Source organism: Mycobacterium sp. P4_H6, assembly GCF_056400845.1.
The window spans coordinates 1-22,295 of the sequence record NZ_JBFUKN010000043.1; the positions used below are offsets into that span (position 1 = coordinate 1).

Consider the following 22,295-nt stretch of genomic DNA (forward strand, 5'->3'; position numbering starts at 1 on the left):
CGGTGACTACGAGGTGGTCACCCTCTAGCGATTTGCGGAGTTTCAGTCGGAATCATTCCGACTGAAACTCCACAAATCGCACGGAAAGTCAGCGCTCGGCGCGCTGGTAGGCGGTCACCACCGCCGCGCCGCCGAGCCCGATGTTGTGTTGCAGTGCGGCGCTGACGTTGTCGACCTGGCGCTTGTCGGCGGTGCCGCGCAGCTGCCAGGTCAGTTCGGCACACTGCGCCAGGCCGGTTGCGCCGAGCGGATGTCCCTTGGAGATCAGCCCACCCGAGGGGTTGACCACCCAGCGTCCACCGTAGGTGGTGTCGTTGTCGTCGATGAGCTTCGGCGCCTCGCCCTCGCCGCACAGGCCGAGCGCCTCGTACAGCAGCAACTCGTTGGCGGAAAAGCAGTCGTGCAGTTCGATGACCTGGAAGTCCTCGGGCCCCAGCCCGGACTGCGAGTAGACCTGCTGCGCGGCTTGCACATTCATGTCATAGCCGATGATGTTGGCGGCGCTGCCGTCGAAGGTGGAGGCGAAATCGGTGGTCATCGCCTGACCGACGATCTCCACGGCCTGCTCGGCAAGGCCGTGCTTGGCCACGAAGTCCTCGCTGACCACGATCGCGGCGCCCGATCCGTCCGAGGTCGGTGAGCACTGCAATTTGGTCAGCGGGTCGGAGATCATCTTGGCGCCCAGGATGTCATCGAGGGTGTACTCGTCCTGGAACTGGGCGTACGGGTTGTTCACCGAATGCTTGTGGTTCTTGTAGCCGATCTTTGCGAAATGCTCTGCGGTGGTGCCGTACTTCTTCATGTGCTCGCGCCCGGCCGCACCGAACATCCACGGCGCCACCGGGAAGGCGAACTCGTCGATCTCGGCCAGCGCCTTCACATGTCTGCCCAGCGGTGACTCGCGGTCATCGGCGCCGCCGCCCAGCGAACCGGGCTGCATCTTCTCGAAGCCCAGCGCGATGACACAGTCGGCCAGTCCGCCCCGGATCGACTGCGCGGCAAGGTAGAGCGCCGTGGAACCGGTGGAGCAGTTGTTGTTGACGTTGACGATCGGGATACCGGTCATGCCGAGCTCGTACAGCGCGCGCTGGCCCGAAGTGGAATCGCCGGAACAGTATCCGACGTAACCCTGCTGAACCTGGCTGTAGTCGATGCCGGCGTCGGCGAGCGCCTTGGTGCCCGACTCGTTGGCCATCTGGGGGTAATCCCAGCCCTCGCGCCGGCCCGGCTTCTCGAATTTGGTCATTCCGACACCGACGACAAATACCCGGTTGGCCATCTGTGGCACCTTTCGCTCCGTTGCGTTGGGCCTCAACATAACGCGTGACCATTTCCCGTCGCTACGCTCGCCCCGGTACATCTCCCGTCGCTCGCCCCGTCACGCGAATGCGCCGGTGTGCTGCGGGCAGTAGTAGCCGATCGACATGACGATGAACGCCGCGGCCTGCCGCGTGTTCAGATCGGTGTGCTCCAGGATGTCCAGGCCGATGTCGGCAGCGCCGGCCCCGGAGTCCAGTTCGGCGCACACCTCGTGCGCGTTGGAGATGACCTCGACCGCCGACTCATAGGAGATGCCCTCGTAGCGGATATCGGAAAGGAACGCCGCATCGTCGGCGGAGGTGACCGCGCTCGCGATGCCGGCGCAAGCGAGGCCGACGGTGCCGGCGACCAGTGCGAGACCGGCCGCCTGAGTCAGGCGCTGAACTGCGAACATCTTTTCTCCCCTGAATGTCTGAGCCCGGCGTGATCCGGGGTGACATCAGGGTCCAACGACGTCCTTGACGGATTCTTGGAACGCGCTTGGTGCCGCGCCTCAGCCGTAGGCGAGCCACCATTGATGCAGCTCATCGATGTTCGGGCCCTGGGCGTTGCCGAGCAGCAGACCGTCGTTCTTGGTCCAGGTGAGATCGGGGCTGTCGTTGTAGGTGCCGCAGGCGATGGACCCCTCGGCCTTCTGCGGGGTATCGGTGTAATGCCAGGTGGTGGGGGAGTCCATGGTGCTGTTCGGGCACGGCATCAGCGCCGCGGTCTCGCCGATTGCCTCGTCGAAGTTGGCCCGCAGCGCACCCTGATCGGGGAACGTCGAGTACCTCGAGGCGACGGGACCGCCGGGCAGGCTCGAGGGCCCGCAGTCCACGGTCGCCAGCGCACCGGGCACCGGCGGATCCACCGCCTGGCACACGCCCGCGTCATAACCCTGCGGGAGCATGCCGAACAGGCGGTCCTGCAAGGTCCCCGGATCGGGCGCCCGGGTCCGGGTGGTGCGCTCGGTGCTGGGAGCCGCTGACGTCGTGGTCGTCGGCGCGGACTTGGTGTCCTCGGGCTTGACCGCGAAGTAGATGCCCACTGCGGCGAGCACCAGGGCCAGCACACCCGCGGCGGCCGCGATGGGCAGCCACGGGGTCTTCTTCCTGGGCTGCGGCGGGCGGCCGGGTGGCGGGGTGTGCCAATTCGGCGGCGGAGGTGGCGGCGGTGCGGCGTAGAACGGAGCGGGAGTGGCGCCGGGCGGTGGTGTCGCCCCGAACGGCGGTGGCGGCGGGGGCGCACCGAACCGGGGGCCCGGCATCGTCGCCGCTTCACCGCGTTGCACGATATGGGCCGCCTGGTCCTGGTCCCGCACGCTCAACGCGTCGGTGGCTGCGGCGGCCAGATCCCCGGCGCTGGCGAACCGCTCGGCCGGTTTCTTGGCCATCCCGCGGGACACGACACCGTCGAATGCCGAGGGGATACCGGGCCGGGTCCGGCTCGGGGCCGGGATCGGCTGCATCAGGTGCGCGGTGATCACCATGCTCACGCTGTCCCCGGGATAGGGCTGGGAGCCGGTCAGGCATTCGTGCAGGACGCAGGTCAGCGCATACACATCGGCGCGGTAGGTCACCTCGTCGCTGGTGAATCGTTCGGGTGCCATGTACGCGTAAGTGCCTACCGCGGTGCCCAATTCGGTCAGCTTCTCGTCACTGGCGGCATTGGCGATACCGAAGTCCACCAGATAGGCGAAGTCATCCCGGGTGATGAGGATGTTCTCCGGTTTGACGTCCCGGTGCATGATGCCGCTCTCGTGCGCGGCGTCCAGGGCCGAGGCGATCTGGCGCACGATCGCCACCGCGCGAGCCGGTGTCATCGGCCCGTAGCTCTTCAGGATCTTGCGCAGATCGGCGCCGTTGATCATGCGCATGTCGACGTAGAGAACGCCGTCGATCTCGCCGTAGTCGTGGATCGGCACCACATGGGGTTCCTGTAACCGGCCCGCCGAATGTGCTTCGCGCTGTAGGCGTTTGCGGAACACTGGATCGTGGGACACGCCTTCGGGCAGCAGTTTCAGCGCGACGATGCGGTCCTTCTCGGTGTCCTCGGCTTCATAGACTTCGCCCATGCCGCCGCGTCCGATCAGCCGCCGCAGTCGATAACGGCCGAAATCCGTACCCTCCCGTGACGTCGGCCCGGTCATTGCCTGCTCCTACTCGGTGTGTCGGCCCATCACATTAACGGTTCCGCACAGTGCCCACAGGGGAAGCTCAGTGGGCCGGCGCGAGCTCGAAGACGAATTCGTGGTCGCACACCCGGACGCGGTCGCCACTGGTGAGGGTGGCCGTGCCGCGGATACGGTGTCCGGCCACCTCGACACCGTTCGCCGATCGTAGGTCGGTGATGACATAGCTGGTGCCGGTGTCGATGATGACGGCGTGGTGACGACTCACGCTGACGTCGTCGAGCACGATGTCGTTGTCAGGTAACCGGCCGATCCGCGTGGCCGCCGACAGCAGCGGATAGACACGCCCCGACGCCGCCCGCATGCGGGCTGGGGCGGACTGCGCGCCGGTCGCGGTGCGCATGTCCACATCGATCTTGTGTACTGCCGTGGTGCGGGCGGCCTGGCGGGTGTTGATCGGCTCCTGGCGCAGAATGCGTTCGGACAGCGCCCGCGCCGAGGGGCCGGGATCGAGACCGAGATCCTCGGCCAGCGTGGAGCGCAACCGCTGATAGGCATCCAGCGCGTCGGATTGCCGCTCGCTGACGTAGTAGGCGGTGATCAGCTGCGTCCACAGCGGTTCGCGGTAGGGATGCTCGGTGACGAGGGACTCCAGCGTGGCAATGACGGCATGGCCACGGTTGCAGGCGATCTCGGCCTCGGCGTGCGCGGTGTGCGCCACGACCTTGTCCTCGATGAGCGCGGTGGCGAACGGCCCGACGAACTCGAAATCGCGCAGGTCGTCGAGGACCGGTCCGCGCCACTGAGCCAGCGCCGCGGCCAGGTGACTGCTGGCCTGTTCGAACTGACCGGCCGCGGCCGCCTGTACGCCGGCGTTCTTGGCCGCCACGAAGCGCCCGAGATCGCACCCGTCATCGGCGACGGTCAGCCGGTAACCCGGCGGCGCGCTGGCCAGGATCATCCGGCCGTCCGAACCTGCGCTGCTGATCAGCTTGCGCAGGTTGGAGATGTAGGAATGCAGGCTGGCCTTGGGCTCTGGCGGCGGGTACTGCTCCCAGGCCGCGCCGACCAGGGCGTCGCTGCTGATCGGACGGTTGCGGCTCATCACCAACATGGCCAGCACCGCCCGCTGCTTCGGCGTGCCCAGCGCCACCGGTGTTCCGTCGATGCTCAGCTGCAGCGGGCCGAGCACCCCGAAGTCCAAGCCGCTGCTCATGGAGGGGCGCCGTTCATGAAACAGCATTGTGCCCGGATGCCCGCGAACCCGGCCCGGATAGTGGTAGAACGTGTTCTAGTTTTGGCGAAAGGCGAGATTATGGCGTTGCGGGTTGTGCAGTGGGCCACGGGCGGCGTCGGCGTCGCCGCCATCAAGGGTGTGCTTGAGCACCCCGACCTGGAACTGGTCGGTTGCTGGGTGCATTCGGAAGCCAAACACGGCCGCGACGTCGGCGAACTCGTCGGCGGCGAACCACTCGGGATCATCGCGACCAACAACGTCGATGAGATTCTGGCCCTGGACGCGGACGCCGTCGTCTACGCGCCGCTGATGCCCAACCCCGACGAGGTGGCCGCGCTGCTGCGCTCGGGCAAGAACGTGGTCACCCCGGTCGGCTGGGTCTATCCGAGCGAGAAGCAGGCCGCACCACTGCGGGAGGCCGGCCTGGCGGGCGGCGCGACGCTGCACGGCACCGGGATCGCCCCCGGCGGCATCAGTGAGAAGTTCCCGCTGTTGTTCTCGGTGATGTCCACCGGGGTGACGTTCGTGCGGGCGGAGGAGTTCTCCGACCTGCGCACCTACGACGCGCCCGATGTGGTGCGCCACGTCATGGGGTTCGGCGACACCCCGGACAAGGCGCTGTCGGGCCCCATGCAGAAGCTCCTCGACGGTGGGTTCATCCAATCCGTCCGGATGTGCGTCGATGCGTTCGGCTTCAACGCTGACCCGAAAATTGTTGCCCGTCAAGAGATTGCCGTGGCCACGGCGCCGATCGACTCGCCGATCGGGGTCATCGAACCCGGCCAGGTCGCAGCTCGCAAGTTCCACTGGGAAGCCGTCGTCGGGGATCAGGTCGTGGTGCGGGTGACGGTCAACTGGCTGATGGGCGAGGAGAACCTGGCTCCGGCATGGGATTTCGGGCCCGAAGGGCAGCGCTACGAGATGGAGGTGCGCGGCAACCCCGATTTCACGGTGTCCATCAAGGGCTTCCAGGGTGAGGTGGGCGAGGACGGTCCCGAGCCCGGCGTCGTCGCCACCGCCGCGCACTGCGTCAACTCCATCCCCGCGGTGTGCGCCGCACCGCCCGGGGTGGCGACCTACCTGGACCTGCCGCTGTTCAGCGCGAAGGCCGCACCCGGCCTGGGTTAGTCAGGGCTGGACCAGAATCCGGATGGGATCGCCGTCGGCGCGCTCCAGCTTTTCGATCCCGGCGGCCACCTCCTCCAGCGACACGATCTCGCTGATGGACCGGCTCAGATCGAGGCGCCCCAGTGAGACCAGGTTGGCCAGGGTCGCGATATCGGCGTTCTGATAACCCAGGTGCCCCAGCACCTGCTTACGGGTCAGGTTGAAGAACGAGGTCGGCCCGATGCTCGGTGCATCGGCGCTCATGCCCACCCCGACCAGTCGTCCGCCCATGGTCAGACTGGCCAGTGCCTGATCGAAGGTGGACCCGAGACCGACTGCGTCGAAAGCGATGTCGAGGCCACGGCCCCCGGTGAGTTCGGCGATCTTCTCGCCCAGCGCGCCGTCGCGGGCGTCGAAGGCGTAGTCGGCGCCCAGTGCGAGCGCCCGGTCCAGCACGGCCGGCTTGATATCGACGGCGATGATGGGCGCCGCGCCGACCAACCGGGCCAACTGGACGATGTGGGTCCCGACCCCGCCGACACCCCACACGCCGACCGATTCGCCGATGCCGACCTTCCCGGTGCGCACCACGGCGCCGTACGGAGTCGACACGGCATCGGCCAGGATCGCCGCCTGCTCCAACGGCACATTGTCCGGAACCCGGGTCAGCCCGAAGGCCTGCGCGACGGTGTACTGCGCCCACGCGCCGTCATAGGCGAAGGCCATCAGCCGGATGCGCAGGCAGTTGCCGAAGTCCCCGCGGGCGCAGTTGGGACAGCCCTGGCAGGGCCGCCCGGCGGCCACCACCACCCGGTCGCCCTCGGCCCAGCCCGTCACCCCGGGACCGAGCGCGGCAACAGTGCCCGACGCCTCGTGTCCCTGGGTGACCACCGGCAGCTGCGACGGAAAGGTGCCGTTGATGAGGCTGAGGTCCGAGTGGCAGATACCGCAGAACGCCACCCTGACGAGGACTTCGCCCGGGCCCGGCTCGGGTATCGGAACATCTTCGACCGCAATAATTTTGGTGTCGGCATAGAACCGTTGGGCGCGCATCGTCTGAGTGCTCATTTTGCTCCTGTCGCTGTAGGGCCATGATGGCGCACCAACGGGCGGCGGGGCAATGACCGGGTGGCGTCGCACCGACGGCTGACCGGTGCTCGTCGGCCAACTGGCACACTGGCCGACGTGACACGTGCACTGATTCTGGCCGGCGGCGGGCTGGCGGGCATCGCCTGGGAAACCGGGGTGCTCGCCGGGATCGCCGACGAGGCGCCGCGGGTTGCCGACGCCCTGCTGAATTCTGATGTATTGCTGGGGACCTCGGCCGGTTCGGCGGTGGCGGCCCAGCTCGGCAGCGGCGCGGCCCTTGCCGAGCTGTACGCCCGTCAGATCGCCGAGGAATCTCACGAGATCGACTCCGGCGCCACCATCGACGACATCACCGAGGTGTTCCTCAGTGCGCTCGGCGACGCCGGTAGCACCCTGGAACGGTTGCGTCGCATCGGCGATATCGCGCTGGCCGCCGACACCGTGCCCGAGCAGGTACGCCGCGAGGTCATCGCGCACCGGCTGCCCTCGCACGATTGGCCGGACCGGGATCTGCGCATCACCGCCATCGACACCGCGACAGGTGAACTCGTGGTCTTCACCCGCGAATCCGGCGTTGCGCTGGTCGATGCGGTTGCCGCCAGTTGCGCGGTGCCCGGCGCCTGGCCGACCGTCACCATCGGGTCGCGCACGTTCATGGACGGCGGAGTGGGCAGCGCGGTCAACATGTCCGCTGCCGCCGACTGCACCACGGCGGCGGTGCTGGTGCCCGCCGGTGAAACGTCGCCGTCCCCGTTCGGCGACGGCGCGGGCGCTGAGATCGCGGCCTTCCCCGGCGCGACCTTCGCCGTCTTCGCCGACGACGACGCGCTCGTCGCCTTCGGAAGCAACCCGCTGGATCCGCGGTGCCGGCGGCCCTCGGCGGTCGCCGGTCGTGCGCAGGGCCGCCGGGTGGCAGCAGCCGTCGGGGCGTTCCTGGGCGGTTAACCGAGCGCGTCCAGGGCGGCCGCAGCCAACTCCTGGCCGATCTCGATGACCTCTTCGGCGCGGTGGTATTCCAGGCTGCGGCAGGCGTTGCGCGGCACCTCGATCAGCAGATCGGGCGGGTAGGTGGCCAGCGTGTGCCGGGCCAGCGCCGACTGGGCGATATCGATGGTGCGATTCATGATCTCGAAACTTCCCAACCGCGGCAGCTCGGGAATCCCGGTGTCGCTCAACGGCTCGGCGGCTCCGGCCGCATCGTCGAGCGAGCTGCTGAACCGGCTGAGCACCGACTTGGCGGCCGGGCTGTCCATCACCCGCTGCGCCGTGGACGTGTCGAGCAAAGCCGTTGTGCTACGCCACATCCGGCTCAGCCACTCGGTGGTCACCCGGGGCTCGTGTTCACTCAACCGAACCGCCGGATCGCCGCCGGACAAACTCACCGCGATGGTCAGGTCGGCGTTGACCGCGGAGAGGGGCGCCATCGGCAGCGGATCCAGGATGCCGCCGTCGGCCAGCAGCCGTCCGTCCAGCACATGCGGGGTGAAAATGCCGGGGATCGCGATCGAGGCCCGGATCGCGTCATCGAGCGGACCGCGCTGCAACCACACCGACTTCCCGGCGATCAGGTCGGTGGCCACCGAGGTGTAGGGGATGGGTAGCGATTCGATGGTGACGTCGCCGAGGATCTCGCGCACCGCATCGAGGATCTTCTCGGCGCGCAGCACACCCGGCGACGTCAACGACGGATCCAGCAGCCGCAGCACTGCCCGCTGGGTCAATGATCCTGCCCAGTGCGCGAATTCATCGAGTTTGCCGGCGGCATGCAATCCGCCGACAAGGGCGCCCATGGAGGACCCGGCGACGCCGACGATCTCGTAGCCACGCTCGTTCAGTTCGTTGATCACCCCGATGTGCGCGTAGCCGCGTGCACCTCCGCTGCCCAGCGCCACTGCGATTCGCATGCCTCCATTCTGGTGCACCCGCCGCCACCGTCGGCGAGACTGTGACGATGGCAATCGGACTGCCGAAGCGTCTGGGTAAGCCCACGCCGCGTGACGCGCTCGCCGGCCTGGTCACCGGGCTGTTCTCCATCCCCGAGGGGATGGCCTACGCCAGCATCGGTGGGTTCAACCCGGTGGCCGGAATCTATGCCGGCATCGTGCCCGGCATCATCGGATCGTTGTTCGCCCGCACCGTGCTGATGGTGACCACCCTGACCAGTGCGATCGCGCTGACGTCGCGCAGCGTGCTGGAGGACGCCGGTCTGGATCCCGCCGACCCGTCCAACATCGCCGCGCTGGCCGTCATCGTCGGCGTCGTCATGCTGATCTTCGGGCTGCTCAAATTCGGCTCGATCATGAGCTTCGTGTCCAACGCGGTGATGACCGGCTTCTCCACCGGCATCGCGGTGCAGATCATCGCGGGGGTGCTGGGCGACGCCACCGGGTACAAACCCGTCAGCGACAACACGATCGGAAAGTTCATCGATTCGCTGGCCCATATCGGGCTGTGGCACCCGGCGGCCGCTGCGGTCGCCGCCGGCACCGTCGCAGTGTGGGCGGTCTTCCACTTCATCAAGCCGGTGCGGTCGTTCGCGACGCTGCTGGCGCTGGTCATCGTGACCGCGGTCGTCGCCATTGCCGGTACCGATGTGGAGACGGTGGGCGATATCGCGTCCATCGCCAATGCCCTTCCACCGCTGACGGTTCCCGACTTCGCCGTCATGCCCGAGCTGTTCATGGGCGGTGTCGCGGTGGCTCTGGTGGCGCTGGCACAGGCCGCCGGGATCTCTGCCGCGGTGCCGAATCCGGACGGCAGCCGCACCAACATGAACGGTGACTTCCTCGCCCAGGGTGCGGCCAACGCCGTCGGCGGCATGTTCGGGGCGCTGCCGGCCGGTGGCTCACTGTCGCGCACCGGTGTCGCCACCTCCGCCGGGGCGCAGACCCGGTGGGCGGGCATCTTCGCCGGACTGTGGCTGGCCGTCCTGGTGCTGGTGGCCGGATCGGCGGCCGAGATCATCCCGATGCCGGTGATCGGCGGGCTCATCCTGGTCATCGGTGCCGAACTGGTGATCGGGCGGTGGCCCGATATCAAGCTGGTGCTGCAGGTCGCACCGCTGTCTGCGGTCGCCATGATCATCACCTTTGTCGCCACCACCGAGCTCCCGCTGCACACCGCGATCCTGATCGGCGTCATCACCTCACTGGTGCTGTACTGCGCCAAGGCGGCCAAGGCCGCCCAACTCGTGGCGCTGCAGCCCGCCGATGAGCAGGGTGTCTGGCGCGTCGTGCCGATGCCGAAACGCTGCGCCAGCAATGAGGTCACCGTGCTGCACTACGCCGGGGTGGGGCTGTTCGCCGAGGTCGCGCGCATCGACGAGGAATGGCCGCGCATCGACGGCAGCCGCAATGCGGTGGTGGTGCTGAGCATGCGCATGCTGCCCGACGTGCCGTCATCGGTGGCGATCAAGGCCCTGCGCCGGTGGGCCGCCGAACTGACGGCCAATCACGGACGGCTCATCATCGCCGGCGTCACTCCCGCCGTCGCGCAGGTGCTGACCCGGGGCGGGCTGGCCGAGGTGCTGGGTCCCGACGGCATCGTGGAGGGCACCGATGAGGTGCTGGGCGCCCTGAACACCGCCGTCGCACGGGGGCGGGATTGGATCGCCGGGCGGCCGTTGGGCTCGCCGTGATTCCAAACGTCAGCCGCACTCTTCGTTGGCTGCGGCGTTGGCGGCCATGATGACCGCGGCCTGCTGGCCGGGGGTCAGCTCGGGCCACGCGATGTCGAAGGTGCCCGGCCCGGGCGCACCGGGGGCCTGCACCGTCTGCAGGTAGGCCTCCACCGTGCCGTTCTGCGCGTCGAACCATGCCCTCGCGGCAAGACAGGCCTGGCCATAGCCGGATTCGGTGGCGTCCGCGGGTGCGCCGACACCCGTCGTCACCCCGCCCGGCGAGACCTGGACCGCACCGTCGGGCACCTGCCCCTCCTCGGACTGCGGTGCCGCCTCCGTGGTGGTGGTGCTCGGTGTGGACGTGTCGGGGGCAGGGTCCTCGGTGCTGGGCGAGCACCCGCTCAGGAGAGCGGCGGCGGCTGCTGTCACGAGGATCGGGTAGCGGCGCATACCGCCAATCTATGCAACACTCGCGGCCATGACGGAGGGGACCGGATTTCAGGAGTGTTGTCGCGCTGCGTGAGCACCGACCACCCACCCGTTTCCGTTCTCCTGGAGTCCCATCATGGTTGCCCCACTGCTGGCCCCCACCCTTTCGCCCGCCGTCTCGGCCCCCACGCGTCTCCGCGTGCCCGATCTGCTGCAGGCCACCGACCGCTGCGCCGACGATGTGCTGTCGGGGCGCTATGACCGGTTGCTCCGCGGTGGCCGGTTGCCCACCGACGAGCGCTGGTACAGCCGGCTCTACGGCGACGACGAGCTCGACATCTGGTTGATCAGCTGGGTGCCGGACAAGTCGACCGAACTGCACGATCACGGCGGATCGCTGGGCGCGCTGACGGTGGTCTCGGGTGCGTTGCAGGAGACCCGCTGGGACGGCCACGGGCTGCGCAACCGTGAGTTGACAGCCGGTGATCAGGCGGGCTTCCCGCTGGGCTGGGTGCACGACGTGGTGTGGGCGCCCGCCCCCACCCCGGTGCCCGTCACGTTGAGCGTGCACGCCTATTCTCCACCGCTGACGGCCATGTCCTACTACGGTGTGACCGAGCGGAACACACTGCGCCGCAACCGCACCGAACTCACCGACGCCCCGGAGGGATGAGCAGATGCCCAGTCGTATCGAGGCGGTGCTCGACGCCGCCCGCGCCCGGTTGCAGCGGGTCGAGGCGGTGGATGTACCGGCCGCGCTGCAACGTGGGGCAGTGCTCGTCGACATCCGGCCGGCCGCCCAACGGGCAGCCGAGGGCGAGGTTCCGGGTGCGTTGCTGATCGAGCGCAATCATCTGGAATGGCGCTGCGATCCGACCAGCGACGCCCGCATTCCGCAGGCCGTCGGCGATGACGTGGAATGGATCGTGCTGTGCTCGGAGGGCTACACCTCCAGCCTGGCCGCCGCCGCGTTGCAGGACCTCGGCCTGCACAAGGCGACCGATGTCATCGGTGGCTATCACGCCCTGGCGGCCGCCTCACTCGTCGGAGCGCAGGACCGGGCGTAGCCGTTCCGTTTTGGCGGGCGTCCACCCCGGTGGCTGCAGGATCTCCGCCCACGCATTGGCGACATCGCGCACGTAGACGTGGCCGTGCCCGTCGGGCACATCGACGGCGACCGCCATGTCGGCGGACACCTGCAGGAACGTCACGACCGGGATCCATTCCATCCGCGGGGACACGTCGTAGCCGCGCGGCTCGCGCAGCCAATCCGGTTTGGAGAACAGCAGATCCGGGTTCCACCAAGCGATCGGATCGGACGCGTGCTGCAGGTACACCGCCCGCGGCTGCCCCCACGGATCGTCGGGCCGGCCCAGGTCTTCGGAGGCCTTGGCCGAGAACCGGACGTTCTCCCCTTTGTCGAAGATGGGCAGCCACTGCGGGGAGCCCGCGTCACGGTTGATGGTCAGGTTGGTCCAGATGGTGTTCTTGAACGTGGGTCCGGAGAACAGCGCGCCGTCGGTGCGGGCGATGAGGTTGTTCAGGGCCAGGAACGGGGTTTCGCCGCCGAACGAGCCGAGGCTCTCCCCGAACACCACCAGCTTGGGTCGATCGGCTTCGGGCAGTGCGCGCACCAGGGCGTCGACCGCTTCGAACAGTGCCTGGCCGGCTTGGCGGGCGTTCTCCTGATCGACCAGGAAGGAGATCCAGCTGGGCAGGAACGAATACTGCATCGACACGATCGCGGTGTTGCCGTTGTACATGTACTCCAGTGAGGACGCCTCCGCCTCGTTGATCCAGCCGGTTCCGGTGGTGGTGGCGACGGCGATGACGTCGCGGTCGAGTCCGCCGGTGCGCCGGAGCTCCTCGGCGGCCAGGGCGGCGGTGGCCTTGATGCCGTCGGCGGAGTTCAGCCCGGCGTAGGCGCGGATCGGTTCGGTGGCCGGCGCGCCGTTGAATTCGGAGAGCTCCGCCACCGACGGCCCGCCGGCCACGAAGTTGCGGCCCTGATGTCCCAGCGATTCCCAACTCACCAGCGACTGCGGGCCCCCGGAGCGCAAAGGGGTTGTGGGAGCGGGGTTGTCGGGATCGTCTTCGTTGTTCACGCTTTCGAACGTGTTGTTGATGGTGCTCATCGCGAATCGCACCACGATCCCGTTGAGCAGGGCGATCGTGAGGGCGAGCACCAGGGTCACCGCGATCACGCCGGACACCCGCGGCGGCGCGACCCGTTCCAGCTGGTGCACCAGGTAGCGCACCAATTTGCCTACCAGCTGGCCGATCTCGACGAACATGAACAGGAACACGATGGCCAGCACCGCGGTCAGCGGGTGATCCCAGAAGGCGAGCCGCGGCACGCCCATCAGGTCACGGATATCGTCCTGCCAGACGTGGAAGTAGACGATCGCGGCGATCTGCCCGATGACACCGACCACGAGCAGGATCAGCCAGGCCCGCTTCGGCGGCGCCGGCGTGCTGTCCCGCGAGAGCATGTAGCGGAACAGCCAGACGCCGAAAACCCCGAGGCCGTAGCCGATACCGCCGGCCGCACCGCTCACCAGACCCTGGAACAGCGGGCCGCGGGGCAGCAGGGACGGGGTCAGCGACAGCCAGATGAACACCAGGCCGACAGCGGTGCCGGTGAAGGTGTAATGCCGGGTCCACCAGTCGCGCTTGGGGGGCGCTTCGGTGGCTTCCGGCTCAGCGGCGGTGACATTCACCGCTCGACTTTAGCGATGGGTGAAGTTCGCCGCGCGCTTCTCGGTGAACGCGGCCATGCCTTCCTTCTGGTCCTCGGTGGCGAACGCCGAGTGGAAGATCCGCCGCTCGTAGAGCAGGCCCTCGGCGAGCGTCGACTCGAAGGCGCGGTTGACGGCCTCCTTGGCCATCCGCGCCGCCGACAGCGACATCCCGGCGATCGTCGCGGCGGTGGCGTTCGCCTCGTCGAGCAGGGTGTCCGCCGGGACCACCCGGGAGACCAGGCCGCTGCGTTCGGCCTCGGCGGCGTCGATGGTGCGGCCGGTGAGGATCAGGTCCATCGCCTTGGCCTTGCCGATGGCGCGGGTCAGGCGCTGGCTGCCGCCCATACCCGGCAGCACGCCGAGTTTGATCTCGGGCTGGCCGAATTTCGCGGTGTCCGCGGCGATCAGCAGATCGCACATCATGGCCAGCTCGCACCCGCCGCCGAGGGCGTACCCGGCGACCGCGGCAATGGTGGGGGTGCGGGTGGCGGCGAACTTGCCCCACAGCGCGAAGAAGTCCTGGCTGAACACCTCCGCGAAGGACAGGTCTGCCATCTCCTTGATGTCGGCGCCGGCGGCGAACGCCTTCTCGCTGCCGGTCAGGATGATGGCGCCGACGCCGGGGTCGGCATCGAGTTCCGCTGCGGCGGAGGTCACTTCGTGCATGACCTGGCTGTTGAGCGCGTTGAGGGCCTTGGGCCGGTTCAGCGTGATGGTGGCCACCCGGCCGTCGCGGGTCACCAGAATGGTGTCGTAGCTCATGGCTGCACTCCTCAGAACGTCAGATCGGGGTGGGCGGAGGCGAAATAGGCGTCGATGGCCGCATCATCGCAGAGTTCGAGCGTGGCCGGTGACCACTGGGGGTTGCGGTCCTTGTCCACCAGCTGGGCACGGATACCTTCGACGAAATCGTGCGACTTCGCCGAGGCCACCGACACCCGGAACTCCTGCTGCAGAACCTCTTCCAGGGTTTCCAGGTGGGCCGCGCGGCGCACCGAGGTGAGCGTGACGGCCAGCGCGATGGGGGAGCGGGTGGCGATCAGGTGGGCGGCCGCGTCGGCCTGTGCGGTCTCCTGGCGGCGCAGGTCGTCGATGATGTCGCCGACGGTGTCCCTGGCGTAGCAGGTGTCGATCCAATCGCGCTGCGCGAGCAGCTCACTGGCCGGTGGCTCCTCGGCGTAGGAGTTCAGCGCGTCCTCGTGTCCGTCGGTGACCACGGCCTCGGCGAAGTCGTGCAGGCGCTCGTGCGGGACGAAGTGGTCGGCGAAGCCCATGGCGATGGCGTCCGCACCGGAGAACGGGGCGCCGGTCAGCGCGGCATGCAGGCCGAGCAGTCCCGGGGTGCGGGAGAGCAGGTAGGTGCCACCGACGTCGGGGATGAAGCCGATGCCGACCTCGGGCATGCCCATCTTCGTCTTGTCGGTGACGACCCGGACGCTGCCGTGGGCCGCGACGCCGACGCCACCGCCCATGACGATGCCATCCATCAGGGCGATATAGGGCTTCGGGTAGCGGCCGATGTGGGCGTTGAGCAGGTATTCGTCCCACCAGAACTTGCGCGCGTAGGAGCCGTCGGCCTTGGCGCTGTGATAGAGCGCCACGACATCGCCGCCGGCGCACAGGCCGCGCTCGCCCGCGCCGGTCAGCAGCACAGACCGCACGGAGGCGTCGTTTTCCCAGGTCGTCAGGGCCTTCTGCAGGCCGTCGACCATCACGTCGTTGAGCGAGTTGATCGCCTTCGGACGGTTGAGCGTGACGACCCCGACGCCGTTGCGGACACTTACTAGGATGTCCTCGTTTTCTGCCACGATTGCAATCTAGTTCGTAGCCTCCGTGTGACGTGCGACGGGTAGGGTTTGCACCGATCAACCTGGACGTTTCCTGAGAACTTTCTCAGTCGTCAGTGGCCGGGCATGGGAACCTGTTCGGAGCGTTGATCGTTGAACGTGTGTTCGTCAATCGAACCACCAGTACTCAGGAGAGGACCTACGGTGCGCGAAAGCAGCAACCCGGTATTCCGATCACTGCCCAAGGGGCAGGGCGGATACGCGCAGTTCGGTACCGGAGCCGCAAGCTTCGGTGCGCAGCAGGTACAGGCGGAGCCCTACGCAACGCAGTACCCGGATCAGCGGCAGGCCGGCGTTTCCCGGCCCATGACCATCGACGACGTCGTCACCAAGACGGGCATCACCCTCGCGGTGGTGACGGCTCTCGGCGTCCTGTCGTACTTCATGGTCTCCATGAACCCCGGCCTGATGATGCCGTTCGTGCTCGTCGGCGGTCTCGGTGGCTTCGCTCTGATCATGATCGCGACCTTCGGTCGTAAGCAGGACAACCCGGCCATCGTGCTGAGCTACGCCGCGCTGGAGGGCGTGTTCCTCGGCGCTGCTTCGTTCCTGTTCGCGAACCTGGTCTCCACCGGTGGCCCGGGCATGATCGCGCAGGCCATCTTCGGCACCGTCGGCGTCTTCGTCGGCATGCTGGTGGTCTACCGCACCGGAGCGATCCGGGTTACCCCCAAGTTCACCCGCATGCTGGTGGCCGCAATGTTCGGCGTGCTGGCCATCGCGCTGCTCAACCTGGTGCTCGGCCTGTTCGGCGTCGGCGGCGGCGAGGGCTTCGGCCTGCGCAGCGGCGGCCCGCTGGCGATCGTCTTCTCGCTGGTCTGCATCGGCCTGGCGGCCTTCATGTTCCTGATCGACTTCGACTCGGCCGATCAGCTGATCCGCGCCGGTGCGCCGGAGAAGGCAGCCTGGGGCGTCGCGCTGGGTCTGACGGTCACCCTGGTGTGGCTGTACCTGGAGATCCTGCGCCTGCTGAGTTACTTCAACAACGACTAGTACGTCGGCGAGAGAAAGGGCGTCCACCACGTGGGCGCCCTTTTTCATGCCCGCATGTCGGTGGGCCTGACTCTGCGGTGAGGGCGCGGCTTACTCGCACTCTTGCGCCACCACTGCAGAGTCGAAGCGGGGCGCCATCCCCAACCGCCGATCCATCCCCAGATCGCGATCTGGACGGCGCGCAGACCAGTCCGCTCCGGGATCCTCGGCCATATGGACGAACCGTTCATCGGCAGCGAAGCCATCTCGGCAGGGACGCTCACCCGGCACGAATTGCGCAAATACCACCGCGCCGTCATGCCCGATGTGTACGTCGGCAAGCGGACCGATCCGTCACGGCAACAACGCCTTCGCGCGGCGTGGCTGTGGTCGCGTCGGCAGGCGGTGATCGCCGGCAGTTCTGCTGCGGCGCTGCACGGCGCCAAATGGGTCAGCGAAGCCGCCCCAGTCGAACTGATCTGGCCCAACGCACGACCACCGCGCGGCGTCCTCACCCGCCACGACCTGCTGCTCGCCGACGAGACCATGACAATGCACGACATGGCCGTCACCACCGTGGAGCGCACCGCGTTCGACCTGGGACGCCGAGGTCAGTTCGGAGATGCCGTCGCCCGCCTGGATGCACTCGGCGCGGCGACCGATTTCAAGGCCGACGACGTGCGCAACCTTAGTGAGCGGCACCCCCACACCCGAGGCCTGCCGCAGCTGAAGACGGCGCTGAATCTGTATGACCCCGGCGGTCAATCGCCCAAGGAGACGTGGTTGCGGCTGATGCTGATCAAGGAGGGGTTTCCTCGGCCACGGACCCAGATCCCGGTGCTCGGGTGGGACGGCTACCCGGTGTACTTCCTCGACATGGGCTGGGAGGACCTCATGCTCGCGGTCGAATACGACGGTGAACAGCACGCGGGGACGCTCGGGTACGACATCGACCGGCACGACTACATCGCCGGCGTGGGGTGGACCGTTGTCCGGGTTGCGGCCGGTCAGCGACGCGCCGGAATCATCAACCGCGTGCAGCGTGAATGGAACAGGTTGGCGCCCAACACCTTGACTCTGCGGTGAGGGTGCGGCCTCCTCGCACTTTCGCGCCCTGGACGCAGAGTCAGCTAGGGCACCCGGGGTGTGACCCGGCCGGCCGCCTCCAAGGCGTTGGCGCGCGCGACATCCACATCGGCGGCGTAGGCCAGCGCCACACCCATCCGGCGCCGTACGAAGCTCTCCGGTTTACCGAACAGCCGAATATCGGTGTGCGGCACCGCCAACGCCGCCTCCACGCCGTCGAAGACGACACCCTCGGCGTCCACCCCGCCGTAGATCACCGCGCTGGCACCCGGCGACTTCAGCGCGGTGTCGACCGGCAGCCCCAGGATCGCCCGGGCGTGTAACTCGAACTCGTTCTGCCACTGCGTCACCATCGTCACCATGCCGGTGTCGTGGGGCCGTGGGCTGACCTCGCTGAACCACACCTGGTCGCCCTTGACGAACAGTTCGACGCCGAAAATGCCCTGCCCGCCCAGGTTCTCGGTCACTGCCAGCGCGATCTGCTGGGCGCTCTGCAATGCAGCGGCCGACATCGGATGGGGCTGCCAGCTCTCCACGTAATCGCCGCTGACCTGCTTGTGCCCGATGGGTTCGCAGAACTGTGTTTCCACCGCGCCGGATGTGCCCACCGCGCGCACCGTCAGCAGCGTGATCTCGTAGTCGAAGTCGATGAAACCCTCGACGATGATGCGGGTGTTGCTCACCCGGCTGCCTGACATCGCGTACTCCCACGCGGGCGCGACGTCGTCCGGGCCGTCGATCTTGCTCTGGCCCTTGCCCGAACTGCTCATCACCGGCTTCACCACGCACGGGTAACCGATGCCACCGTCGATCGCCTCCTGCAACTCGGCGAGCGAATCGCAGAACCGGTACGGGCTGGTGGACACCCCGAGCGTCTCGGCCGCCAGCCGCCGGATGCCCTCGCGGTCCATCGTCAGCCGGGCCGCCCGCGCGGTCGGGATCACCCGGACCGTGCCGGCGTCCTCGAGGGCCTCCAGCACCGGCGTGGCGATGGCCTCGATCTCCGGCACCACCAGATCGGGCTTCTCGGCCTCGATCAGCGCCCGCAGTTCGTCCGGATCGGTCATCGTCACGGTGCGCGCGTGATGGGCGACCTGATGACCCGGTGCATTCGGGTAGCGGTCCACGGCAATCGTTTCGACGCCCAGTCGCTGCAATGCGATCAGGACCTCGCGGCCGAGTTCACCGGAGCCGAGCAGCATCACCCGGGTGGCGTGCGGGGACAGAGGTGTTCCGAGAGTGGTCATCGGCACGCAGTCTAGGGCGTCAGGAGAGCCGCTCCACGACCATCGCCATGCCCTGGCCGCCACCGACACACATCGACTCGATGCCGAAGGTCTTGTCGTAGGTGGCCAGATTGTTCAGCAGCGTGGCGGTGATGCGGGCGCCGGTCATGCCGAACGGGTGCCCCAGCGCGATCGCGCCGCCGGAGACGTTCAGCTTGTCCTCGTCGATGCCGAGCTCACGGGCGGAGCCGATGACCTGGACGGCGAACGCCTCGTTGATCTCGACCAGGTCGATATCGGAGATGGTCTTGCCGGCCTTGGCCAGCGCCTTGCGGATGGCCTCGATCGGGCCCAGGCCCATGATCTCGGGGGACAGCCCGGACACCCCGGTGGAGACGATGCGCGCCAGCGGGGTCAGGCCCAGCTCCTTGGCCTTGGTGTCGCTCATGATGACGACGGCGGCGGCGCCGTCGTTCAGCGGACACGCGTTGCCCGCGGTGATGGTGCCGTTGGGGCGGAACACCGGCTTGAGCTGGCTGATCTTCTCGTAGGAGGTGCCGGCGCGCGGGCCGTCATCGGTGGAGACGACGGTGCCGTCGGGCAGTGTGACCGGCGAGATCTCGCGCTCGAAGAACTCGCTCTTGATGGCTTCCTCGGCGCGGTTCTGCGACCGCACGCCCCAGTGGTCCTGGTCTTCGCGGCTGATGCCGGTGTAGGTCGCGACGTTCTCGGCGGTCTGGCCCATGGCGATGTAGACATCCGGGATCAGGCCGTCTTCGCGCGGGTCGTGCCACTGGATGTCGCCCTCGGCCTGCTTCACGGTGCGTGCCTGGGCCTCGTCGAACAGGGCGTTCTTGCTGTTGGGCGCACCGTCGGCGGCGCCGACCCCGAAACGCGACACCGTCTCGACACCGGCGGAGATGAACACGTCACCCTCGCCGGCCTTGATGGCGTGGAAGGCCATCCGGGTGGTCTGCAGCGAGGACGAGCAGTACCGGTTCACGGTGGTGCCGGGCAGGAAGTCGTAGCCGAGCTCGACGGCGACCGCGCGGGCGATGTTGTAGCCGGCCTCACCGGCGGGCTGCGCGCTGCCCATCATCAGGTCGTCGATATCGCGGGGATCCAGCGACGGCACTTTGTCCAAGACGGCGCGCACCATCTGGGAGGCCAGGTCGTCGGGACGCATGGTGGCCAGCGATCCCTTGACGGCGCGTCCGATGGGGGAGCGGGCGGTGGCGACGATGACGGCTTCGGGCATGAAGGCTCCTCAGGACTCAAAAACATCTAGAACGTGTTGCACAAAACCTAGCTCGCGGACACCACGATGGGTGCGGGGACCCCGGTTGTGCGACGCCAGAGCCGGGTCACGTTGCCGATCCGGGACAGCAGCGAGCTGCCCTCGTCGGTGCGCGATTCCAGCGCCGCCTCGATCGGTACGTCAGACACGAAGTCGCCCAGCGCATTACACAACGCGGGCAGCAGCTGCTGGGCGGCCAGCTGGTAGCCCGCACCCGAGGGATGGAACATGTCCGGCGAGAACAGCACCTCGGGGGCCTTGTAGAACTCCGGCGCCAGCAGATCCGAGAACGGCACCGGTATGCCGCCGGCTGCCCGCACCTCGGCCGCCTGCGCGCGGGCCAGCCGCAGCCCCTGGCTGCGCGTCACCCACCGCAGCGGCTGCGGGATCGCCTTGATGACGCCGAAGTCGGGGCAGGTCCCCACGACCACCACGGCACCGGCCGCGCGCAGGCGCTGCACTGCGCGGCCGACCCGGCGCGCCGAGGGCCAGGTGCCGTTGGGTTTGGTGATGTCATTGGCCCCGATCATGATCACCGCGGCGTCCGGCGGAGGACCGGCGACGAACATCGCGTCGATCTGGCCCGACAGACCCTTCGACGTCGCACCCACGATGGCCTTGGTGCTCAACCGGATGCGCTGACCGGATTCCTCGGCGAGACCGCGGGCCAGCAGCACCCCGGGCACCTCGTCGGCGCAGGAACTGCCGTACCCGGTGGCCGTCGAGTCGCCGAAGATCATCAGGTGCAGGTCGAACGGGACACCGCGGGTCCAGCGCTGCACCGGACCGCCGCCGGCGACGTACACGCCGTCGGCGCGGGGCGGGACGTCCCAGGACTTGGGTATGACCTGGCGGGCCTGGTCGGCCTGCCCGCTCAGCAGGTTGCGGGCCCCGACATAAGCCGAACCCGTCGAGGCCAGGGCAGCGGCTGCCAGGGCGATGGTCGATGCGCGACTGCCCACACAAACGATATTAAGAGCCGTTTTCCGCATTGTCAGCGCGCAGGCGAATGGGCGCGGTCACGGTGGGGTATCAACTGCGGAACCAAACGGATTCTTTGATTGTTGAACGTATTGACGGGCGTGCAAGCTAAGTTACCCCGGTTGGCTAAGTAAATATCAGCAACGGGTACTACAACGGCGTAGGAGTGGTGGCGATGACGGCACCAAGCAAGGTCTCAGGCTCACCGCACGCGGCGATAAGCCCAGCTAGAGCGCGGCAATCCCGCCGATTCCCGGTCGGTGACTGGCGCCCGGTAGAGGTCGTCGAGGACGGCGCCAGCATCGCGGGCCGGATCGCCGGGCTAGTTGCCATGATGACAATCCGTCCGACGCTGGCAATCGGTAGCCACGTCCCCAAGTTGCCCTGGCCGTTCGGCCTGCTGGATTTCGCCGCCCGCGTGCTGCGCCCGGCGCCGGGAACGGTCCGGGCCACCATCTCCCTGCCGAACTGCACCGCCCAGCTGGTACGCGCGGCCGGGGTGCTGCCCGCCGACGGCAAGCGCAGCGTCGTCCTCTATCTGCACGGCGGCGCGTTCCTGACCTGTGGCGTGAACACCCACGGCAGGCTGACGACCGAATTGTCCCGGTTCGCCGACAGTCCGGTGTTCGTCGTGAACTACCGGATGATCCCGAAGCATTCGATCGGGGTGGCGCTCGACGACTGTTATGACGCCTACAAGTGGCTGCGGCTGACCGGCTACGCCCCCGAGCACATCGTGCTCGCCGGCGACTCGGCCGGCGGCTACCTGGCGCTCGCGCTGGCGCAGCGACTGCAGGCCGAAGGACTCGACTCCGAGATGCCCGCCGCCGTCGTCACCATGTCCCCGCTGTTCGAGATCGACAACACGAACCGCACCCAGCACCCGAACGCCCGCACCGATGCGATGTTCCCGCCCAAGGCGTTCGAGGCCCTCGTCGACATGATCGACGGCGCCGCCAAGCGTCAGGGCGAAGAGGTCTACGAGCCGCTGGATCACATCGAGCCCGGTCTGCCGCGCACCCTGATCCACGTCTCCGGGTCCGAGGTTCTGCTCAACGATGCGCGGAAGGCCGCCCGGATGCTGGCCGAGGCAGGTGTCCCGGTCGAGGTCCGTATCTGGCCCGGTCAGATGCATGTGTTCCAGCTGTGTTCACCCATCGTCGGCGAAGCAACACGCTCGCTGCGCCAGATCGGTGACTACATTCGAGAGGCCACGTGGTGAGTTGATCGGCGG

21 protein-coding genes are annotated in these 22,295 nt (G+C 67.9%); 8 read left to right on the top strand and 13 right to left on the bottom strand.

The annotated features are described in order from the left end of the window. Positions 1 to 88: 88 nt before the first annotated feature. The 4 genes from AC1DTF_RS18280 to AC1DTF_RS18295 all read right to left on the bottom strand — a co-directional run bounded on the left by AC1DTF_RS18280 (position 89) and on the right by AC1DTF_RS18295 (position 4,646). Entirely contained in the window at positions 89 to 1,279 is a 1,191-nt protein-coding gene (locus AC1DTF_RS18280) for a lipid-transfer protein (protein ID WP_057165637.1), read from the bottom strand. Between the two features lie 99 nt (positions 1,280 to 1,378). Further along, a complete protein-coding gene (locus AC1DTF_RS18285; RefSeq protein WP_477475084.1) occupies positions 1,379 to 1,714 on the bottom strand; it encodes a DUF732 domain-containing protein in 336 nt (111 codons plus the stop codon). A 99-nt stretch (positions 1,715 to 1,813) separates the two neighbouring features. Then, positions 1,814 to 3,448: a serine/threonine-protein kinase gene (locus AC1DTF_RS18290; protein ID WP_477475085.1), complete on the bottom strand. Its 1,635-nt coding sequence runs from the start codon at positions 3,446 to 3,448 to the stop codon at positions 1,814 to 1,816. 67 nt (positions 3,449 to 3,515) lie between these two features. Continuing rightward, positions 3,516 to 4,646: a BTAD domain-containing putative transcriptional regulator gene (locus tag AC1DTF_RS18295; protein WP_477475086.1), complete on the bottom strand. Its 1,131-nt coding sequence runs from the start codon at positions 4,644 to 4,646 to the stop codon at positions 3,516 to 3,518. Between the two features lie 99 nt (positions 4,647 to 4,745). On the opposite strand from AC1DTF_RS18295, the gene AC1DTF_RS18300 reads away from it, so the two are divergent. Then, the gene (locus tag AC1DTF_RS18300) at positions 4,746 to 5,795 is read left to right on the top strand and encodes an NAD(P)H-dependent amine dehydrogenase family protein (protein ID WP_477475087.1); all 1,050 of its coding nucleotides are present in this window, start codon (positions 4,746 to 4,748) and stop codon (positions 5,793 to 5,795) included. Here AC1DTF_RS18300 and AC1DTF_RS18305 read toward each other — a convergent pair whose 3' ends face one another. Continuing rightward, a complete protein-coding gene (locus tag AC1DTF_RS18305) occupies positions 5,796 to 6,842 on the bottom strand; it encodes a zinc-binding dehydrogenase (RefSeq protein ID WP_477475088.1) in 1,047 nt (348 codons plus the stop codon). It lies immediately after the preceding gene. A 108-nt stretch (positions 6,843 to 6,950) separates the two neighbouring features. Between AC1DTF_RS18305 and AC1DTF_RS18310 the strand changes: the two genes are divergently transcribed. Then, positions 6,951 to 7,808 carry a patatin-like phospholipase family protein gene (locus tag AC1DTF_RS18310; protein ID WP_477475122.1) on the top strand — a complete coding sequence of 286 codons (858 nt, stop codon included), beginning with the start codon at positions 6,951 to 6,953 and terminating at the stop codon, positions 7,806 to 7,808. Here AC1DTF_RS18310 and AC1DTF_RS18315 read toward each other — a convergent pair. Further along, positions 7,805 to 8,767, bottom strand: a complete 963-nt coding sequence (locus tag AC1DTF_RS18315) for a patatin-like phospholipase family protein (protein WP_057165643.1) — start codon at positions 8,765 to 8,767, stop codon at positions 7,805 to 7,807. The two genes, AC1DTF_RS18310 and AC1DTF_RS18315, sit on opposite strands and share 4 nt — an antisense overlap. Before the next feature lie 47 nt (positions 8,768 to 8,814). On the opposite strand from AC1DTF_RS18315, the gene AC1DTF_RS18320 reads away from it, so the two are divergent. Continuing rightward, a complete protein-coding gene (locus AC1DTF_RS18320; RefSeq protein WP_477475089.1) occupies positions 8,815 to 10,500 on the top strand; it encodes a SulP family inorganic anion transporter in 1,686 nt (561 codons plus the stop codon). A gap of 9 nt (positions 10,501 to 10,509) precedes the next feature. On the opposite strand, the gene lpqV is transcribed toward AC1DTF_RS18320, so the two are convergent. Continuing rightward, positions 10,510 to 10,932 carry a lipoprotein LpqV gene (gene lpqV, locus AC1DTF_RS18325; protein ID WP_477475090.1) on the bottom strand — a complete coding sequence of 141 codons (423 nt, stop codon included), beginning with the start codon at positions 10,930 to 10,932 and terminating at the stop codon, positions 10,510 to 10,512. A gap of 115 nt (positions 10,933 to 11,047) precedes the next feature. Here lpqV and AC1DTF_RS18330 point away from each other — a divergent pair, with 115 nt between their 5' ends. Next, positions 11,048 to 11,584 (top strand): cysteine dioxygenase, encoded by a 537-nt coding sequence (locus tag AC1DTF_RS18330; protein ID WP_057165646.1) that lies wholly within the window; start codon positions 11,048 to 11,050, stop codon positions 11,582 to 11,584. A 4-nt stretch (positions 11,585 to 11,588) separates the two neighbouring features. Continuing rightward, entirely contained in the window at positions 11,589 to 11,978 is a 390-nt protein-coding gene (locus AC1DTF_RS18335; protein ID WP_477475091.1) for a rhodanese-like domain-containing protein, read from the top strand. On the opposite strand, the gene AC1DTF_RS18340 is transcribed toward AC1DTF_RS18335, so the two are convergent. From AC1DTF_RS18340 to AC1DTF_RS18350, 3 genes are read right to left on the bottom strand one after another with little or no spacing between them, the layout of a single operon-like run. After that, positions 11,949 to 13,631 carry an alpha/beta hydrolase gene (locus AC1DTF_RS18340; protein WP_477475092.1) on the bottom strand — a complete coding sequence of 561 codons (1,683 nt, stop codon included), beginning with the start codon at positions 13,629 to 13,631 and terminating at the stop codon, positions 11,949 to 11,951. The genes AC1DTF_RS18335 and AC1DTF_RS18340 overlap by 30 nt on opposite strands. Before the next feature lie 9 nt (positions 13,632 to 13,640). Next, on the bottom strand, positions 13,641 to 14,414 hold the full coding sequence (locus tag AC1DTF_RS18345) for an enoyl-CoA hydratase (RefSeq protein ID WP_477475093.1): 774 nt from the start codon (positions 14,412 to 14,414) through the stop codon (positions 13,641 to 13,643). A gap of 11 nt (positions 14,415 to 14,425) precedes the next feature. Continuing rightward, positions 14,426 to 15,460 (bottom strand): enoyl-CoA hydratase/isomerase family protein, encoded by a 1,035-nt coding sequence (locus AC1DTF_RS18350; RefSeq protein WP_477475094.1) that lies wholly within the window; start codon positions 15,458 to 15,460, stop codon positions 14,426 to 14,428. A 183-nt stretch (positions 15,461 to 15,643) separates the two neighbouring features. Here AC1DTF_RS18350 and AC1DTF_RS18355 point away from each other — a divergent pair, with 183 nt between their 5' ends. Together AC1DTF_RS18355 and AC1DTF_RS18360 are read left to right on the top strand one after the other, a co-directional pair. Continuing rightward, a complete protein-coding gene (locus tag AC1DTF_RS18355; RefSeq protein WP_057165651.1) occupies positions 15,644 to 16,492 on the top strand; it encodes a Bax inhibitor-1/YccA family protein in 849 nt (282 codons plus the stop codon). Positions 16,493 to 16,705: 213 nt separating this feature from the next. After that, entirely contained in the window at positions 16,706 to 17,557 is an 852-nt protein-coding gene (locus tag AC1DTF_RS18360; protein ID WP_477475095.1) for an endonuclease domain-containing protein, read from the top strand. A gap of 44 nt (positions 17,558 to 17,601) precedes the next feature. Here the strand turns inward: AC1DTF_RS18360 and purT are convergent, their stop codons facing one another. The 3 genes from purT to AC1DTF_RS18375 are packed head-to-tail and all read right to left on the bottom strand — an operon-like array spanning position 17,602 to position 21,042. After that, complete coding sequence (gene purT, locus AC1DTF_RS18365; protein ID WP_477475096.1) at positions 17,602 to 18,804, bottom strand: formate-dependent phosphoribosylglycinamide formyltransferase; 1,203 nt, start codon at positions 18,802 to 18,804, stop codon at positions 17,602 to 17,604. A gap of 19 nt (positions 18,805 to 18,823) precedes the next feature. Next, the gene (locus AC1DTF_RS18370; protein WP_477475097.1) at positions 18,824 to 20,041 is read right to left on the bottom strand and encodes an acetyl-CoA C-acetyltransferase; all 1,218 of its coding nucleotides are present in this window, start codon (positions 20,039 to 20,041) and stop codon (positions 18,824 to 18,826) included. A 47-nt stretch (positions 20,042 to 20,088) separates the two neighbouring features. After that, a complete protein-coding gene (locus AC1DTF_RS18375; protein WP_057165655.1) occupies positions 20,089 to 21,042 on the bottom strand; it encodes an SGNH/GDSL hydrolase family protein in 954 nt (317 codons plus the stop codon). 194 nt (positions 21,043 to 21,236) lie between these two features. On the opposite strand from AC1DTF_RS18375, the gene AC1DTF_RS18380 reads away from it, so the two are divergent. After that, a complete protein-coding gene (locus tag AC1DTF_RS18380) occupies positions 21,237 to 22,283 on the top strand; it encodes an alpha/beta hydrolase (RefSeq protein WP_477475098.1) in 1,047 nt (348 codons plus the stop codon). The last annotated feature ends 12 nt before the right edge of the window (positions 22,284 to 22,295 follow it).

What these genes read in the sequence shown, in the direction of transcription:
- AC1DTF_RS18280 (WP_057165637.1), bottom strand. Translation starts at nt 1,279, where the DNA reads ATGGCCAACCGGGTATTTGTCGTCGGTGTCGGAATGACCAAATTCGAG.
- AC1DTF_RS18285 (WP_477475084.1), bottom strand. Translation starts at nt 1,714, where the DNA reads ATGTTCGCAGTTCAGCGCCTGACTCAGGCGGCCGGTCTCGCACTGGTC.
- AC1DTF_RS18290 (WP_477475085.1), bottom strand. Translation starts at nt 3,448, where the DNA reads ATGACCGGGCCGACGTCACGGGAGGGTACGGATTTCGGCCGTTATCGA.
- AC1DTF_RS18295 (WP_477475086.1), bottom strand. Translation starts at nt 4,646, where the DNA reads ATGAGCAGCGGCTTGGACTTCGGGGTGCTCGGCCCGCTGCAGCTGAGC.
- AC1DTF_RS18300 (WP_477475087.1), top strand. Translation starts at nt 4,746, where the DNA reads ATGGCGTTGCGGGTTGTGCAGTGGGCCACGGGCGGCGTCGGCGTCGCC.
- AC1DTF_RS18305 (WP_477475088.1), bottom strand. Translation starts at nt 6,842, where the DNA reads ATGAGCACTCAGACGATGCGCGCCCAACGGTTCTATGCCGACACCAAA.
- AC1DTF_RS18315 (WP_057165643.1), bottom strand. Translation starts at nt 8,767, where the DNA reads ATGCGAATCGCAGTGGCGCTGGGCAGCGGAGGTGCACGCGGCTACGCG.
- AC1DTF_RS18320 (WP_477475089.1), top strand. Translation starts at nt 8,815, where the DNA reads ATGGCAATCGGACTGCCGAAGCGTCTGGGTAAGCCCACGCCGCGTGAC.
- lpqV (WP_477475090.1), bottom strand. Translation starts at nt 10,932, where the DNA reads ATGCGCCGCTACCCGATCCTCGTGACAGCAGCCGCCGCCGCTCTCCTG.
- AC1DTF_RS18330 (WP_057165646.1), top strand. Translation starts at nt 11,048, where the DNA reads ATGGTTGCCCCACTGCTGGCCCCCACCCTTTCGCCCGCCGTCTCGGCC.
- AC1DTF_RS18335 (WP_477475091.1), top strand. Translation starts at nt 11,589, where the DNA reads ATGCCCAGTCGTATCGAGGCGGTGCTCGACGCCGCCCGCGCCCGGTTG.
- AC1DTF_RS18345 (WP_477475093.1), bottom strand. Translation starts at nt 14,414, where the DNA reads ATGAGCTACGACACCATTCTGGTGACCCGCGACGGCCGGGTGGCCACC.
- AC1DTF_RS18360 (WP_477475095.1), top strand. Translation starts at nt 16,706, where the DNA reads ATGGACGAACCGTTCATCGGCAGCGAAGCCATCTCGGCAGGGACGCTC.
- purT (WP_477475096.1), bottom strand. Translation starts at nt 18,804, where the DNA reads ATGACCACTCTCGGAACACCTCTGTCCCCGCACGCCACCCGGGTGATG.
- AC1DTF_RS18370 (WP_477475097.1), bottom strand. Translation starts at nt 20,041, where the DNA reads ATGCCCGAAGCCGTCATCGTCGCCACCGCCCGCTCCCCCATCGGACGC.
- AC1DTF_RS18380 (WP_477475098.1), top strand. Translation starts at nt 21,237, where the DNA reads ATGACGGCACCAAGCAAGGTCTCAGGCTCACCGCACGCGGCGATAAGC.